Here is a 14,140-nt window from a genome sequence, read left to right on the forward strand (position 1 = left end):
CGGCCCGGCCCGGCATTCCCGCACGAGCACTCACCAGGAGCGGCGCATGGACGCACAGGATGTCCAGAACGATCTCACCCACGTCCTCATGTCCCGCGAGGACGTGCAGGACACGATCACGGACCTGGCCCGCCAGATCGACCGCGACTACGCGGACAAGGACCTGCTCATCGTCGCCGTGCTCAAGGGCGCCGTGATGGTGGTCGCCGACCTCACCCGCGCCCTGCACTCCCACGTGGAGCTGGACTTCATGGCGGTCTCCTCCTACGGCTCCGGCACCAAGTCCTCCGGCGTGGTGCGCATCCTCAAGGACCTCGACGCGGACCTCACGGGCCGGCACGTCCTGATCGTCGAGGACATCATCGACTCCGGCCTGACCCTGTCCTGGCTCAAGGCCAACCTGGAGTCCCGCGGCCCGGCCTCGGTCGAGATCTGCACCCTGCTGCGCAAGCCGGAGGCCATGAAGGTGGACATCGACGTGAAGTACGTCGGGCGGGACATCCCCAACGAGTTCGTGGTGGGCTACGGCCTGGACTACGCGGAGAAGTACCGCAACCTGGACTTCGTGGGCACGCTCGCCCCGCACGTGTACAGCTGACCGGGGGCCCGGCGTGGCCCGGCGTGGCCGACCTGTCACGCGTGGTGTCGCTCTGATGCCGGATCTCCGCCCCATTCCGACTCCTTGCGTGACAGGCCGCCGGCGTCCCCGAGGTGACGGCGCACCTCCACGATCACGCGCGTGAATCCGCGGCGAGCGTCGGAGGAGGACACGGTGATGTTCCGGTAGCCCCGTCGCTCGAAGGCCGCGTTGCGCTGCACGTCGCGGTCGATCTGGCGATCCGCGCCGTGGTGGCCGCCGTCGTAGTGCAGGGCCACTCTCGCCTGCGGATAGCCCAGGTCCGCCGTCGCGGGGTGGTGCAGGGAGAACTCCGGGTCCCAGACCTCGAGCTGCAGTGCGGGCTCGGGGAGCCCGGCGGCCGTCAGCGCGAGCCGGAGCCGCGTCTCCTTCGGCGAGTGCGCCCCCACCCGGACCAGCGTGGCGGCGGTGCGGAGCCGTCGTCGCCGGTTGTGCGCGGACGGGCTGGTCTCGGCCGCCTGGGTCAGGGCCGCCCGGGTCCGCTCGGCAGCGTCGGGACCGCCGGACAGTTCCGCCCGGCGGACGAGATGGTCGCCGAGGATGACGAGCTCGTCGTCGTCGAGCAGGGCCGCGAGGTCGACCCAGAGACGGGGCGGGGCGGTGACGTACCAGGCCAGACCGCCGATCCGCACGCGCTCCACGTCCGCGGGCGGGAGCGCCGTCCGGTGGGAGGTGACGCCGGGGAGGGCGAGGCGGCCACGGTCCCGCGGGCGGCTCACGTGGACCTCGTCCCCCGCGTCCAGTCGCTCCGGCAGCCAGATCTCACGGGCGCGGGCCGCGGTCTGGTGCGACACCACCGTGGTGGCGCGGTGCCGGGCGAGTCGCAGCAGGAGCTCGTGTTGGGTGGCCGAGAGCGGGGTGCTCCACCGGTAGGGGGAGGAGCCGGCCGCGGGGCGCTCGACGGCGGCCGGGGCGGCCTCACGCCGGCGGTAGAGGCCCCGGGCGAGGCGTTCGACGTCGGAGCGACGCAGCCGGTTGTGGTCGATGCCGGCGGCCCTCGCCTGCGCGGCGGTGAAGGGGCCGTCCAGCAAGGACGCGGGAAGCGGGGTGGGGCGACGCATGGTGCCAGCCTGGCGCGGTGGGGCGGGCGGCGTCCTGGGCCGCCGTCGGCCTGGGGAGGAGTTCGGGTGCGCGGGGGTCTGTGCAGGCGGGGACGCAGGGGCGTGGCCGCAGCGCCGGCGACCTGTCACGCGAGCGGTCGCTCTGAGGTGCGATCCACGCGCCATTCCGACCCCTCGCATTCCCGGTGGGTGCCAGGACGGTGCTGGCCGACGTCGGCGCCGGCTGACCGCCCGCGCCCTGTCCACCTGACGCGAACAGTCAGCGGACACCCGGGCGGGGCCGGTACCGTGGAGGCTTGACCCGGGCGCGACGTCGGCCCTGCGCCGGCCCCGGCTGCACGGCGGCCGCCCCGGGGAGCCCGGCCCCCGCGGCAGACCAGGAGACACTCGGACCGTGAAGAAGCTGTTCAACAAGCCCTACGTCTGGATCCTGCTGGGCCTGCTGGTCCTCGCCGTCGCGATCCCGCTGACCACGTCACAGAGCGGCCGCACCATGGTGGACACCAACGTGGGCATGGCCCTGCTGAAGGACGACAAGGCCGCGCAGGCCCGCGTGGTGGACGGGGACCAGCGCGTGGACCTCACCCTGCGTGAGCCCTACAAGCAGGACGACCGGGACCTCGGCAAGGAGGTCTACTTCTACTTCGCCACCGCGCGCGCCACGGACGTGGTCACCGCGGTGGACGACTCGGCCCTGGACGGCTACACGGACGAGCCGGTGCGGAGCAACTGGTTCCTCTCGCTGCTCGGCTTCATGGTTCCGTTCCTGCTCATCGCACTGCTGTTCTGGTTCCTGATGTCCCGCATGCAGGGCGGCGGTGGCAAGGTCATGCAGTTCGGCAAGTCCCGCGCCAAGCTGATCAACAAGGACAACCCGGACGTGCTGTTCAAGGACGTCGCGGGCGCGGACGAGGCCGTGGAGGAGCTCCAGGAGATCAAGGAGTTCCTCACCGTGCCGGACCGCTTCCGCGCCGTGGGCGCCAAGATCCCCAAGGGCGTGCTGCTCTACGGCCCGCCCGGCACGGGCAAGACCCTCCTCGCCAAGGCCGTGGCCGGTGAGGCCGGCGTGCCGTTCTACTCGATCTCCGGCTCGGACTTCGTGGAGATGTTCGTGGGCGTCGGCGCCTCGCGCGTGCGCGACCTCTTCGAGCAGGCCAAGTCCAACGCCCCCGCCATCATCTTCGTGGACGAGATCGACGCCGTCGGCCGGCACCGCGGCGCAGGCATCGGCGGCGGCAACGACGAGCGTGAGCAGACCCTGAACCAGATGCTCGTGGAGATGGACGGCTTCGACGCCTCGACGAACGTCATCATGATCGCCGCGACCAACCGCCCGGACGTCCTGGACCCGGCGCTGCTGCGCCCGGGCCGCTTCGACCGCCAGATCCCCGTGGACGCCCCGGACCTCGAGGGCCGCGCCAAGATCCTCGAGGTGCACGCGCAGGGCAAGCCGATCGCCCTGGACGTGGACCTGCGCTCCCTGGCCAAGCGCACCCCCGGCTACACGGGTGCGGACCTGGCCAACGTGATCAACGAGGCCGCGCTGCTCACGGCGCGCTCGAACAACAATGTGATCGACAACCACGCCCTGGACGAGGCCGTGGACCGCGTGATGGCCGGCCCGCAGAAGCGCACCCGCCTGATGAACGAGCACGAGCGCAAGGTCACCGCCTACCACGAGGGCGGCCACGCGCTCGTCGCGGCCGGGCTGCGCAACTCCGCCCCGGTCACCAAGATCACGATCCTGCCCCGCGGCCGCGCCCTGGGCTACACGATGGTGGTCCCGGAGGACGACAAGTACTCCGTCACCCGCAACGAGCTCCTGGACCAGCTCGCGTACGCGATGGGCGGGCGCGTGGCGGAGGAGATCGTGTTCAAGGACCCGTCCACGGGCGCCGCGAACGACATCCAGAAGGCCACGGACACGGCCCGCAAGATGGTCACCGAGTACGGCATGTCCGCCAAGGTGGGCGCCGTCAAGCTCGGCGGCGGCAGCTCCGAGCCCTTCGTGGGCGGCGCCGCCGGCGGCTCCTCCCGCGAGTACTCCGAGGAGCTGGCGTACCTGGTGGACGCCGAGGTCCGCACCCTGCTGGACCAGGCCCACGCCGAGGCCCACTGGGTGCTCACGGAGAACCGGGACGTCCTGGACCGGCTGGCCTACGAGCTGCTGGAGAAGGAGACGCTCACCCAGGAGGCCATCGCCGCCATCTTCGCGGACGTGCGCAAGCGGCCCGAGCGCGGCGTGTGGCTGGCCTCGGACGACCGGCTCCCGCAGGACATCCCGCCCGTCCTCTCCCCCTCCGAGCGCCGCTCGCGGCATGACGGCGGGCAGCAGACCCCCGTCGGCGTCGAGGGCACCACGGTGCCGGTGCGTCCGGAGGGTGCGCCGCCGTCGTCGCTGGGCGGGGACGCGGCCGGCCCCGGCCTGCCGCCGCACGGCGGTCCGAGCAACACGCCGGGCCCCGGCGAGGGACCGACCTTTTGACCGCGCAGGAGACCCGCATGACAGCCCACACCCCCGACGACGCCGTCCCCGGCACGTTCGACCCGGACTCGACCGCGGTGGACCGGCCGCGCATCGAGGCGGCGGTGCGGGAGATCCTGCTGGCGATCGGTGAGGACCCGGACCGCGAGGGCCTGGCGGACACCCCGGCGCGGGTGGCCAAGGCGTACGCGGAGTTCTTCGCGGGCCTGCACCAGAGCCCGGACCAGGTGCTCGGCACCACGTTCGACATCGCGCACGAGGAGCTCGTGCTGGTGAAGGACATCCCGTTCTACTCGACCTGCGAGCACCACCTGGTGCCGTTCCACGGCACCGCGCACATCGGCTACATCCCCTCCGCCGAGGGCCGCGTGACGGGGCTGTCCAAGCTGGCCCGCCTCGTGGAGCTGTACGCGCGGCGTCCGCAGGTGCAGGAGCGGCTGACCACGCAGGTGGTGGAGGCGCTCATGGAACATCTGGCCCCGCGCGGGGCGATCGTGGTGGTGGAGGCCGAGCACATGTGCATGTCCATGCGCGGCGTGCGCAAGCCGGGCGCGAAGACCGTCACCTCGGCGGTGCGCGGCCAGCTGCGGGATCCGTCCACGCGCTCCGAGGCGATGAGCCTCATCATGCACGGCTGAGGACCACCGACGGCGGAGGAGGACACGTGGACGAGAGCATCGACGCGGCGGCGCGGGAGGCGAACCGCGCCCTGCTGGGGCGGCTGCCCGCGGGCCGGACCCTGGTCATGGGCATCCTCAACGTCACCCCTGACTCGTTCTCGGACGGCGGGGAGCACGCCACCGTCCGCGCGGCCGTCGAGCACGCCCGGCGCATGGTCGCGGACGGCGCGGACATCGTGGACGTGGGCGGGGAGTCCACCCGCCCCGGGGCCCGCGCCGTGCCGCCGGCCGAGGAGCAGGAGCGCATCCTGCCCGTGATCGAGGCGCTGCTGGCCGAGGACGTCGTCCTCTCCGTGGACACGCGCCACACCGCCACCGCCCGGGCTGCCCTGGCGCTGGGGCCGGTGATCGTCAACGACGTCTCCGGCCTCGCCCACGAGCCGGATATGCCGGCGCTGATCGCCGCGTCGGGCGCGCCGTACATCCTCATGCACAACCGCGGGAACCCGCAGACCATGGACGGGCTGGCCGTCTACGAGGACACCGTCCCGGACGTCGTGTGCGAGCTGCGGGACGTGGCCGGCCGCTTCCTCGCCGCGGGCGTCGAGCCCGCGCAGCTGATCGTCGACCCGGGCCTGGGCTTCGCGAAGGCCGGCGAGCAGAACTGGGAGCTGCTGCGCGGCCTCGAGTGGCTCCGCGCCATGGGCCACCCGGTGCTCGTCGCCGCCTCGCGCAAGCGGTTCCTGGGCACGCTGCTGGCGGACGACGACGGCACCCCGGCCCCGCCCGCCGCGCGCGACGCCGCCACCGCGGCCATCTCCGCCCTCGCCGCCGCCCAGGGCGCGTGGGGCGTGCGCGTGCACGACGTGCGCGCCAGCGCCGACGCCGTCCGCGCCGCCGCCGCCTGGGTCGGGGCGCACGCCCCGGGTGAGCCCGTCTCCGAGGACGTGCTGCCGTGAGCGCCCGGGACCGCATCCGCCTGGCCGGGCTGTCCGCCGTCGGGCACCACGGGGTCTTCGACCACGAGCGCCGGGACGGGCAGCCGTTCGTCACGGACGTCGTCCTCCACCTCGACGCCGGCCCCGCCGCGGCCGACGACGACCTCGCGCGCACCGCCAACTACGCCGAGGTCGCGGACACCGTGGTCCGCCTCGTCACCGGGGAGCCGGTGGACCTGATCGAGACCCTCGCCGACCGGATCGCCCGCGCCGTCCTCGCCGAGCAGCCCGTGGTGGCCGCCGTCGAGGTCACCGTGCACAAGCCGCAGGCGCCCATCCCGCACGACTTCGCGGACGCCGCCGTCACCGTGCACCGCACCCGGGAGGACCTCGCGTGAGCACCGTCGACTGGTCGCACCCGGCCGAGGGCCCCGCGCCCATCCCCGAGCTGGGCGCCCGCCCGGACGCGCCCGTCGCGGCCGTGCTGGCCCTCGGCGCCAACCTGCGCGAGCCCGCGCAGACGCTCGACGCCGCCGTCGCCGCCCTGTCCGCGCTGCCGCACATCACGGACGTCCGGGCCTCGCCCCGGGCCGTCACCACACCCGTGGGCGGGCCGCCGGGCCAGCCCGACTACCTCAACCAGGTGGTCACGCTGCGCACGGACCTCGCGCCGTGGGAGCTGCTCGCGGTGGCGCACCGGCTCGAGCAGGACCACCATCGGCGGCGTGAGGTCCGCTGGGGCGCGCGCACCCTGGACGTGGACGTGATCGCCTACGGAGACGTGCGCAGCGACCACCCGGACCTCACCCTGCCGCACCCCCGCGCGGCCGAGCGGGCCTTCGTGCTGCTGCCGTGGCTGTGGCTCGACGCGGACGCCACGCTCGCCGGCACGCCCGTCGCCGACCTCGCCGCCGTCGCCGCGGACGCCCCCGGGGTGCGCCGTCAGGAGCCCGAGCGGCACCGGCTGCTGGCCGGCACCGACGACGTCGCCCCGCTCCGCCCGGCACGCCCGGACGCCCTCGGGAGGGAGGCCACGTGATCGCGCTGCGCTCCGGGTGGACCCTGCTCGTGGTGCTGATGGCCGCCGTGCTCGGCTGGCTGGCCGGGCTCGCCGCGCCGTCCCTGGGCTGGCCGGCGCCCGTGGTGGGCCGCGGCGGCCTGATCACCGTGGCCGCGGTCTCCGTGCTGTGCCTCGCGCTGGGCTGGCGGGTGCGCCGCGACCGGGAGAAGCCCGCCGCCGCGCGGATGGACCCGCTCGCCGCGGCCCGCACCCTCGTGCTCGGCCAGGCCTCCGGCTTCGCGGGAGCGGCCCTCGGCGGGTGGCACGCCGGGGTGGCGGTGCAGGTGCTGCTGCGGGCCGGCGTGGAGGCACCGACCGTGCGGGAGGCCGCCCTGCAGGCCGTCGGCGGTCTCGTCCTGCTGGTGGTGGGGCTGATCGTCGAACGGTGGTGCCGGATCCCGCCTGAGGAGGATGCGCCCGAGGGCGGTCGTGGGCAGGATGGGTCCCCGGGCCGACCGGCCCGTCCCGAGACGGAAGGAGGGTATGCCCGTGCCCGGCATTGACCTGAGCGGCGTGGCCTTCACGCCGGCCTCGCCGCGGCTGGCGACGGTGAAGCTCATCGCCACGACCATCGGCCACCTGATCTGGCTCGCCGCGTTCTCCGTGCCGCTGATCCTCAAGCTCACCGGCCCGTGGGCGGGGATGGCCGCGTGGGTCGCGTGGGGGCTGCCGGCCGTCGTCGTCGTGTCCTGGATCGTGGACCTGATCCTGATCCCGCGGCGCGTGCGCGCGATGGGCTGGGCCGAGCGCGAGGACGACGTCCTGTGGCGCGAGGGCATCCTGTTCCGCAGCGTGCACGCGGTGCCGTACGGCCGCCTGCAGTACGTGGACGTGTCGGACGGTCCGCTGCTGCGCCGGGTCGGGCTGCAGACCCTCACCCTGAAGACCGCCGCCGCGGGCGGGGACGTCACCCTGGAGGGCGTGCCCCGCGAGAGGGCCGAGGAGCTGCGCGAAGTCCTCATGGCGCGCGGCCAGGCGCGGCTGGCGGGCCTGTGAGCGCGGCCGCCCCGCCCCCCGCCGACGACGCCGGCTGGGTCCGCGTCCACCCCGCCTCGCCCTGGGTGCGGGGCTGGACCTTCCTGCTGCTGATCCTGTTCTTCGTGGGTCGTAACGCGGTGGAGGACTTCGCGGCGGGCCGGCTCAGCGGGGAGGACGCCCCGGGCGGCGGCGACGGCAGCCTGCTCGTGGCCGGCGGCATCCTGCTGGGGGTCACCCTGCTGATCAGCCTCGTGTTCTTCTTCTCCTGGTGGTTCACCCGGTTCCGCTGCGGGGAGGACCGGATCGAGCTGCGCCAGGGCTGGCTCTTCCGCAGTCGCCGGCAGATGCGCTACGACCGCATCCAAGCGGTGGACCTGCAGCACCCGCTCGTGGCCCGGCTGCTCGGGCTGGCCACGGTGAAGGTCGAGGCGGCCGACGGCGGCGAGTCCGCGCTCGAGCTGTCCTTCCTGCGCCGCGCCGAGGCCGAAGCGGTGCGCCGGGAGATCCTGGACCGCGCGTCGGGGGTGCTCGGGGGAGCCGGGGCGGACGCGTCCGCCCCGGAGCGGGCGGCCGAGCCCGGCCTCCCCGACGCCGACGCCGCGGACGCGGACGCCGGCGAACTCATGCTGCAGGTGCCCGCGGGGCGGCTCCTCGGCTCCGTCCTGCTCTCGGGAGGCGTGCTGGGGGTGCTGGCCGGGTCCCTGATCTGGCTGGGCGGCCTCGCCCTCGTGGTCGCGCTGCTGCCCGAGGCGGTGCTGGACGAGGGGGAGACCCTGACCGGGATCGGCGCGGCCGCGTCCCTGCCCGCCCTGTTCTCCGTGGCCGGCGTCGCGTGGTCCCGGCTGAACGCCGGCTGGGGTTTCCAGGTGCGCCGCTCCACCGACGGGCTGCGACTGCGGCACGGGCTCACCGAGACCACCCACCAGACCGTCCCGCCGGGGCGGGTGCAGGGGGTGACCGTCTCCCAGCCCCTGTTCTGGCGGCCCTTCGGCTGGTATCGGGTGAACATGGCGGTGGCCGGGTACCTGCAGGAGTCCGACGGCGCCCGGGACGTCGCGCTGCCCGTCGGCCCGTGGGAGGACGTGCTCCGCGTCCTCCCGGTCGTGGCCCCGGACCCGGGCCTGGAGGATGATCCGCGCGCCGCGCAGGGGCTGACGCCCGCCGGGCTCATGCACCTGGGCGTGCACGGCTCCGGCACGGAGGGGGGCTTCCAGCACGTGCCGCGGCGCGGCAGGTGGTGGTTCAACTGGTTCGCCTGGCGGCGGATCGGCTTCACGACGACGCGGTCCCTGCTGGTGGTGCGCAGCGGCTGGTTGAACCGCCGGCTGCAGACCCTCCAGCACGAGCGCGTGCAGGCGGCCGAGCTGGTGCAGGGGCCGGTGCAGCGGCGCCTGGGCCTGGCCACGGTGCGCGTGTGGGTCGCGGGGGCGAACGCCGTGGTCCGCGACCTCGACGAGGACGTGGCCGTGGACCTGTACGCCCGGGAGGCACGGCACGCGGCCGTCTCACGTCGCCTCGCCGACCGCGACCAGTGGATGCGCCCGGAGGAGCTGGCCCGCTTCGAGCAGCGCACGCGCGAGGTCGCGGCCACCGAGGTGGGCCGCCGCGAACTGGCGCGGGCCGGCGTCGGCGGCGGCGTCGTCGTCGGGGAGGAGAGCGGGGCAGACGTCCCCGCCGTGCGCGGCGAGGAGGAGCGATGACCGGCGGACTCGACCTGAGCCTGGACCCGCATGACCCGGCGCAGCGGCCCGGGCGGCTGGGCGTCGGCGTGGTGAGCGCGGGTCGAGTGGGGGCCGTGCTGGGCTCGGCGCTGCGGGCTGCGGGCCACACGATCACGGGCGTGCACGCCGTCTCCGAGGCCTCGCGGGACCGCGCGGAGATGCTCCTGCCGGGCGTGCCCGTCCTGGAGATCCCCGAGATCCTGCGCCGCTCCGAGATGGTCGTCTTCGCCGTCCCGGACGACGCGCTGGGCGAGCTCGTGGCCGGCCTGGCCGCCGCGGGCCACGTGCAGACCGGCCACCTGCTCGTGCACACCTCCGGCCGCTACGGGGTGGGGGTGATGGAGCCGGTGCGCGCGCACGGGGCGATCCCCCTGGCGATCCACCCGGCCATGACGTTCACGGGGCTGAGCCTCGACGTCGCCCGGCTGCAGGACTGCGTGTTCGGCGTGACCGCGGACCCCGTGGTGCTGCCCGTGGCCCAGGCGCTCGTGGTGGAGATGGGCGGCGAGCCCGTGGTCGTGAAGGAGGCCGACCGGGCGGCCTACCACCTGGCGCTGTCCCACGGGTCGAACCACCTGGTGACGCTGACGGCGCAGGCCCGCCAGATCCTGGAGACGATCGGGGTGGCCGACCCGGAGCGGGTGCTGCGCTCACTGATGACCGCCGCGCTGGAGAACGCGCTCACGGACGGCGACGGCGCCCTCACCGGCCCCGTGGCCCGCGGTGACGTCGACACGCTGCGGACCCACCGTGAGACCCTCGGGGAGCTCGAGGCCGGGGGACTGCCCCCGGACGTGCGGGCCGTGTGGGAGACCCTCGCCCGCGCGACGACCGACCGCGCCGAGACCCGCGGCACCCTGCGCGCGGACACGGCGGCGCGGCTGCGAGAGGTCCTCGACGACTCCGACGACCCCCACGACGACTGATCGACCCCCGCCGCCCCCGCTTTCGTTCGGGAAACGGCGGGTCCCGGGCCGTTTTCGTTCGGGAAACGGCGGGTCCCGAGCCGTTTTCGTTCGGGAAACGGCGGGTCCGGCGGCGTTCGCGTCGCTGGGACGAGACCCCGGGACCGCGCCCCGGCCGTCAGAGGCGCCCGTCGCGGATCGCGGCGACGACGCCGTCTGCCGCGTCCTCGATCTGCCGGTACATCTCCTCGAACTGCGGCCGCGGATACCCGTACGGATCGGGGACCTCGCGCACCCCGGCGCGGTCCGCATCCGACGCGAACTCGCCCATCAGGTGGATCCGGTCCCGCTGCTCGTCCGTGGTCGCGAGCCGCCGCGCGTCGGCGAGGTTGGCCTCGTCCATCACCAGGATCAGGTCGGCGTCGTCCACGAGGTCGGCGGACAGCTGCACCCCCACCGTCGGGAACTCGTAGCCCAGTTCCCCGCCGACCTCGCGGGTGAGGTGATGCGGCCGGGCGCCCACGTGCTCGTCGGACGTGCCGGCGGAGGTGACCTCGACGTCGTCGAGACCGGCCTCCGCGAGCTTGCGGTTCAGCACGGCCTCGGCGGCGGGCGAGCGGCAGATGTTCCCCAGGCAGACGGTCATGATGCGCATGGGGCCAGTGTCTCAAGTCCGGGCGGGGGCGGCGGACGACGACGGTCCGCACGCTCGCCTCGTCGCTGGCGGCGCGACGTCGGTTGCGTCCACGAGTGCTCCCGCTGGGGGATCAGAGGCCTCCGGCGGTCCGTCCCCCGGCTCCTCGCCGTTTCTCGAACGAAAGCGCTGCGACACGCCGCCGTTTCTCGAACGAAAGCGCGGCCGGCGCCGCCCGTTCCGGCGACGGCGGCACCGGACGCGCCTGGCAGGATGGAGGCCATGACCGACCAGCCCGAGATGAGCCCCCTGACCGAGCCCGAGCGGGAGTGGGTACGCGTCCGCCGCGACTTCGCCGCGCAGGAGGGCGTGGACCACCTGGACCTGGACGCGGTCGCCGCCTACTACGACGCCGTGCTGGCCCGCTCGCAGGCCGAAGCCGAGGAGCTGGACCCCGAGGAGCTGGCGGTGCTGCTGGACGTCGTCGCGGTGCTGCTCGGCGAGCACCTGGGCGCGCGCCACGGCATGCAGTGGGTGACGGTCGCGGACGAGGAGGGGCCCGCCCTCGCGCTGCGGGATACCCTCTCGGACGCCGTCGTCTTCCCGCAGCCGGTGGTCGGCCAGAGCTGGAACCATCAGGCCACGGGGGAGTGGATGGGCGAGTACGTCGACTGGCTCGGCGAGCAGCTCCAGCAGATCCGGGCCGACGCCGGCACGCGGCCCGGCGCCTGAGGCGCGGCGGGCACCGGGGCGGCCCGCCGTCAAGGCCGCCACCCCGCCGTCCTCCGTGTTGCCCGGATCACGTGCGGGCCGATAGAAACGAACGCATGACCTCCACCCCGGACACCCCCTTCCACGACCTCGACGCCTTCACCGCCCTGCCGCGCGTCGCCGGTCTCACCCTCAGCCCGGACGGCGCCCGCCTGGTGACCACCGTCGCCACCCGGGACGCGAAGGGCACCGGCTACGCCACCGCCCTCTGGGAGGTCGACCCCGCGGGCGAGCGCCCCGCCCACCGCCTGACCCGCTCCCGCGAGGGCGAGGCCGGCGCGCAGTTCGCCGCGGACGGCACCCTCTTCTTCACCTCCGCCCGTCCCGACCCCGCCGACGCCGAGGCCGAGAAGCGCAGCGCCCTGTGGGCCCTGCCGGCCCGGGGCGGCGAGGCGCGCGTGGTGCTCTCCCGCCCGGGCGGCGTCGCCGCGGTCACGTGCGCCTCCGCGGCGGACCGCGTCGTCGTCACGGCGGACCGGCTGCTCGGCGCCACCACCGAGGCCGAGCACGCGACCCTCGCGCAGACCCGCAAGGACGCCGGCGTGGACGCCATCCTGCACACCGGCTACCCCATCCGCTTCTGGGACCACGACCTTGGCCCCGCCCGCCCCGAGCTCTTCGTCCTCGAGCCCGGCCCGGACCCGCAGGGCGAGCCCGCCACGGACGCGGACGCCGCCGAGCCCGGCCCCGCCGCCTCCGGCCTGGCTCCCGAGGCCGACGACGTGGCGCACCACCTGCGCCACGTCTCCGGATTCCCGCGCTCCCACGCGTTCGGGATCGGCGCGCAGGTGGCCCCGGACGGCTCGTTCCTGCTCACCACGGCCGCCACCGCCGAGGCCCGCGGCAACGTGCGGGAGGGCACGGTGGTGCGCGTGGACCTGGCCACGGGCGAGCACCACGTCCTGCACGACGTCCCCGGTGAGGACGTGGCCGTCGGCCCCGTCAGCCATGACGGCACGCGCGCCGTCGTCGTCCGCACCCCTGACTCCACCCCGCACTCCGCCGTGCACCCGCGCCTGTACGTGATGGACACGGCCACGGGCCAGACCACGCCCCTGGCCCACGGCTGGGACCGCTGGGCCGACGTCGTCGCGTGGCTGCCGGACGACTCCGCGGTGATCGCGCTCGCGGACTCGGAGGGTCGCCGCCCGGTGTTCCGCATCGAGGTGGCCACCGGCGCCGTCGCGCAGGTGACCCGGGAGGACGAGGCGTGGACCGACGTCGTGCTCTCCCCGGACGGGGCCACGGCCTACGGCGTCCGCTCCTCCTACCTGTTCCCGCCGGAGGTGGCGCGGATCGACCTGGCCACGGGTGAGACCACGCGCCTGCCGAACCCCGTGGAGCGCCCCGCGATCCCGGGCACGCTCGAGGACGTGGAGACCGTCGCCGAGGACGGCACGCGCGTGCGCGGCTGGCTCGTGCTCCCCGAGGGGGAGGCGCCGGCCGGCGGCCACCCGCTGCTGCTGTGGATCCACGGCGGGCCGCTGGGCTCGTGGAACGCGTGGAGCTGGCGCTGGACCCCGTGGATCATGGCGGCGCGCGGCTACGCGGTGCTGCTGCCGGACCCGGCGCTGTCCACGGGCTACGGCCAGGACTTCATCGAACGCGGCTGGGGTCGCTGGGGTCAGGCGCCCTACACGGACCTGATGGCGCTCACGGACGCCGTCGTGGCGCGTGAGGACGTCGACGGCGACCGCACCGCCGCCATGGGCGGCTCGTTCGGCGGCTACATGGCGAACTGGGTGGCCGGGCACACCGATCGGTTCCGGTGCGTGGTCACGCACGCCTCGCTGTGGGCGCTGGACGGCTTCGGCCCGACGACGGACGCCGCGTTCTACTGGGCCCGCGAGATGGACGAGCAGATGCAGCAGGAGAACTCTCCGCACCGGTTCGTGGGCGAGATCGTCTCCCCGATGCTCGTCATCCACGGCGACAAGGATTACCGCGTGCCGATCGGCGAGGGGCTGCGCCTGTGGTCGGACCTGCTGGCGAAGTCCGGGCGGCCGGCCGCCGCGGACGGCACCACCGACCACCGGTTCCTCTACTTCCCCCACGAGAACCACTGGATCCTCGCCCCGCAGCACGCGAAGGTCTGGTACGAGGTCGTCCTCGGCTTCCTGGGCGAGCACGTCCTCGGCGACGGCGCCCCGTCGGCCCCGGAGACGCTGGGACTGACGCGGCCGTCGTCGACGGCGGGCTGAGCCGCCGGGCCCGGCGCCGCGCATCGTGACGGGCGGCTGAACCTCTCGGATCAGCCCCCGTCACCGGCTGTTCACCGGGCGGGCCGGCTGTGGCCGGTGGGGGGCCACCCGGTCGACACCCGGATCTGG

The 14,140-nt window shown here is 74.6% G+C and carries 14 protein-coding genes; 12 read left to right on the top strand and 2 right to left on the bottom strand.

The genetic code is table 11. The annotated features are described in order from the left end of the window. Nucleotides 1-46: 46 nt before the first annotated feature. Nucleotides 47-598, top strand: a complete 552-nt coding sequence (hpt, locus tag DE149_RS05080; RefSeq protein WP_002858265.1) for a hypoxanthine phosphoribosyltransferase — start codon at nucleotides 47-49, stop codon at nucleotides 596-598. Nucleotides 599-633: 35 nt separating this feature from the next. Here the strand turns inward: hpt and DE149_RS05085 are convergent, their stop codons facing one another. After that, nucleotides 634-1,698, bottom strand: coding sequence for a type IV toxin-antitoxin system AbiEi family antitoxin domain-containing protein (locus DE149_RS05085; protein WP_036316222.1), 1,065 nt, complete (start codon nucleotides 1,696-1,698; stop codon nucleotides 634-636). A gap of 394 nt (nucleotides 1,699-2,092) precedes the next feature. Between DE149_RS05085 and ftsH the strand changes: the two genes are divergently transcribed. The 9 genes from ftsH to DE149_RS05130 are packed head-to-tail and all read left to right on the top strand — an operon-like array spanning nucleotide 2,093 to nucleotide 10,426. Further along, on the top strand, nucleotides 2,093-4,183 hold the full coding sequence (gene ftsH / locus DE149_RS05090; RefSeq protein WP_020625290.1) for an ATP-dependent zinc metalloprotease FtsH: 2,091 nt from the start codon (nucleotides 2,093-2,095) through the stop codon (nucleotides 4,181-4,183). A gap of 17 nt (nucleotides 4,184-4,200) precedes the next feature. Further along, on the top strand, nucleotides 4,201-4,821 hold the full coding sequence (gene folE / locus DE149_RS05095; RefSeq protein WP_020625291.1) for a GTP cyclohydrolase I FolE: 621 nt from the start codon (nucleotides 4,201-4,203) through the stop codon (nucleotides 4,819-4,821). 26 nt (nucleotides 4,822-4,847) lie between these two features. Continuing rightward, nucleotides 4,848-5,762: a dihydropteroate synthase gene (gene folP / locus DE149_RS05100; RefSeq protein ID WP_020625292.1), complete on the top strand. Its 915-nt coding sequence runs from the start codon at nucleotides 4,848-4,850 to the stop codon at nucleotides 5,760-5,762. Next, entirely contained in the window at nucleotides 5,759-6,139 is a 381-nt protein-coding gene (folB, locus tag DE149_RS05105; RefSeq protein ID WP_020625293.1) for a dihydroneopterin aldolase, read from the top strand. Before folP ends, folB begins: the two co-directional genes overlap by 4 nt. Next, nucleotides 6,136-6,780: a 2-amino-4-hydroxy-6-hydroxymethyldihydropteridine diphosphokinase gene (gene folK / locus DE149_RS05110; protein WP_020625294.1), complete on the top strand. Its 645-nt coding sequence runs from the start codon at nucleotides 6,136-6,138 to the stop codon at nucleotides 6,778-6,780. Before folB ends, folK begins: the two co-directional genes overlap by 4 nt. Next, the gene (locus tag DE149_RS05115; protein ID WP_060974197.1) at nucleotides 6,777-7,304 is read left to right on the top strand and encodes a DUF3180 domain-containing protein; all 528 of its coding nucleotides are present in this window, start codon (nucleotides 6,777-6,779) and stop codon (nucleotides 7,302-7,304) included. The genes folK and DE149_RS05115 overlap by 4 nt, the downstream gene beginning before the upstream one ends. After that, nucleotides 7,285-7,797: a PH domain-containing protein gene (locus DE149_RS05120; protein WP_020625296.1), complete on the top strand. Its 513-nt coding sequence runs from the start codon at nucleotides 7,285-7,287 to the stop codon at nucleotides 7,795-7,797. Before DE149_RS05115 ends, DE149_RS05120 begins: the two co-directional genes overlap by 20 nt. Continuing rightward, a complete protein-coding gene (locus DE149_RS05125) occupies nucleotides 7,794-9,479 on the top strand; it encodes a PH domain-containing protein (RefSeq protein WP_113914114.1) in 1,686 nt (561 codons plus the stop codon). Before DE149_RS05120 ends, DE149_RS05125 begins: the two co-directional genes overlap by 4 nt. After that, nucleotides 9,476-10,426: a Rossmann-like and DUF2520 domain-containing protein gene (locus DE149_RS05130; RefSeq protein WP_061866861.1), complete on the top strand. Its 951-nt coding sequence runs from the start codon at nucleotides 9,476-9,478 to the stop codon at nucleotides 10,424-10,426. Before DE149_RS05125 ends, DE149_RS05130 begins: the two co-directional genes overlap by 4 nt. A gap of 157 nt (nucleotides 10,427-10,583) precedes the next feature. Here the strand turns inward: DE149_RS05130 and DE149_RS05135 are convergent, their stop codons facing one another. Then, the gene (locus tag DE149_RS05135; protein WP_020625299.1) at nucleotides 10,584-11,060 is read right to left on the bottom strand and encodes a low molecular weight protein-tyrosine-phosphatase; all 477 of its coding nucleotides are present in this window, start codon (nucleotides 11,058-11,060) and stop codon (nucleotides 10,584-10,586) included. 261 nt (nucleotides 11,061-11,321) lie between these two features. On the opposite strand from DE149_RS05135, the gene DE149_RS05140 reads away from it, so the two are divergent. Together DE149_RS05140 and DE149_RS05145 are read left to right on the top strand one after the other, a co-directional pair. Further along, nucleotides 11,322-11,771: a DUF3806 domain-containing protein gene (locus DE149_RS05140; protein WP_020625300.1), complete on the top strand. Its 450-nt coding sequence runs from the start codon at nucleotides 11,322-11,324 to the stop codon at nucleotides 11,769-11,771. A gap of 95 nt (nucleotides 11,772-11,866) precedes the next feature. Next, nucleotides 11,867-14,011 carry an alpha/beta fold hydrolase gene (locus tag DE149_RS05145; protein ID WP_060974373.1) on the top strand — a complete coding sequence of 715 codons (2,145 nt, stop codon included), beginning with the start codon at nucleotides 11,867-11,869 and terminating at the stop codon, nucleotides 14,009-14,011. Nucleotides 14,012-14,140: the final 129 nt, after the last annotated feature.

Source organism: Micrococcus sp. KT16, assembly GCF_003315015.1.
Lineage (GTDB): Bacteria > Actinomycetota > Actinomycetes > Actinomycetales > Micrococcaceae > Micrococcus > Micrococcus luteus.

Excerpts from the sequence above, each read along its gene's own strand:
- hpt (WP_002858265.1), top strand. The coding sequence starts at position 47 with ATGGACGCACAGGATGTCCAGAACGATCTCACCCACGTCCTCATGTCC.
- DE149_RS05085 (WP_036316222.1), bottom strand. The coding sequence starts at position 1,698 with ATGCGTCGCCCCACCCCGCTTCCCGCGTCCTTGCTGGACGGCCCCTTC.
- folE (WP_020625291.1), top strand. The coding sequence starts at position 4,201 with ATGACAGCCCACACCCCCGACGACGCCGTCCCCGGCACGTTCGACCCG.
- DE149_RS05120 (WP_020625296.1), top strand. The coding sequence starts at position 7,285 with ATGCCCGTGCCCGGCATTGACCTGAGCGGCGTGGCCTTCACGCCGGCC.
- DE149_RS05130 (WP_061866861.1), top strand. The coding sequence starts at position 9,476 with ATGACCGGCGGACTCGACCTGAGCCTGGACCCGCATGACCCGGCGCAG.
- DE149_RS05135 (WP_020625299.1), bottom strand. The coding sequence starts at position 11,060 with ATGCGCATCATGACCGTCTGCCTGGGGAACATCTGCCGCTCGCCCGCC.
- DE149_RS05140 (WP_020625300.1), top strand. The coding sequence starts at position 11,322 with ATGACCGACCAGCCCGAGATGAGCCCCCTGACCGAGCCCGAGCGGGAG.
- DE149_RS05145 (WP_060974373.1), top strand. The coding sequence starts at position 11,867 with ATGACCTCCACCCCGGACACCCCCTTCCACGACCTCGACGCCTTCACC.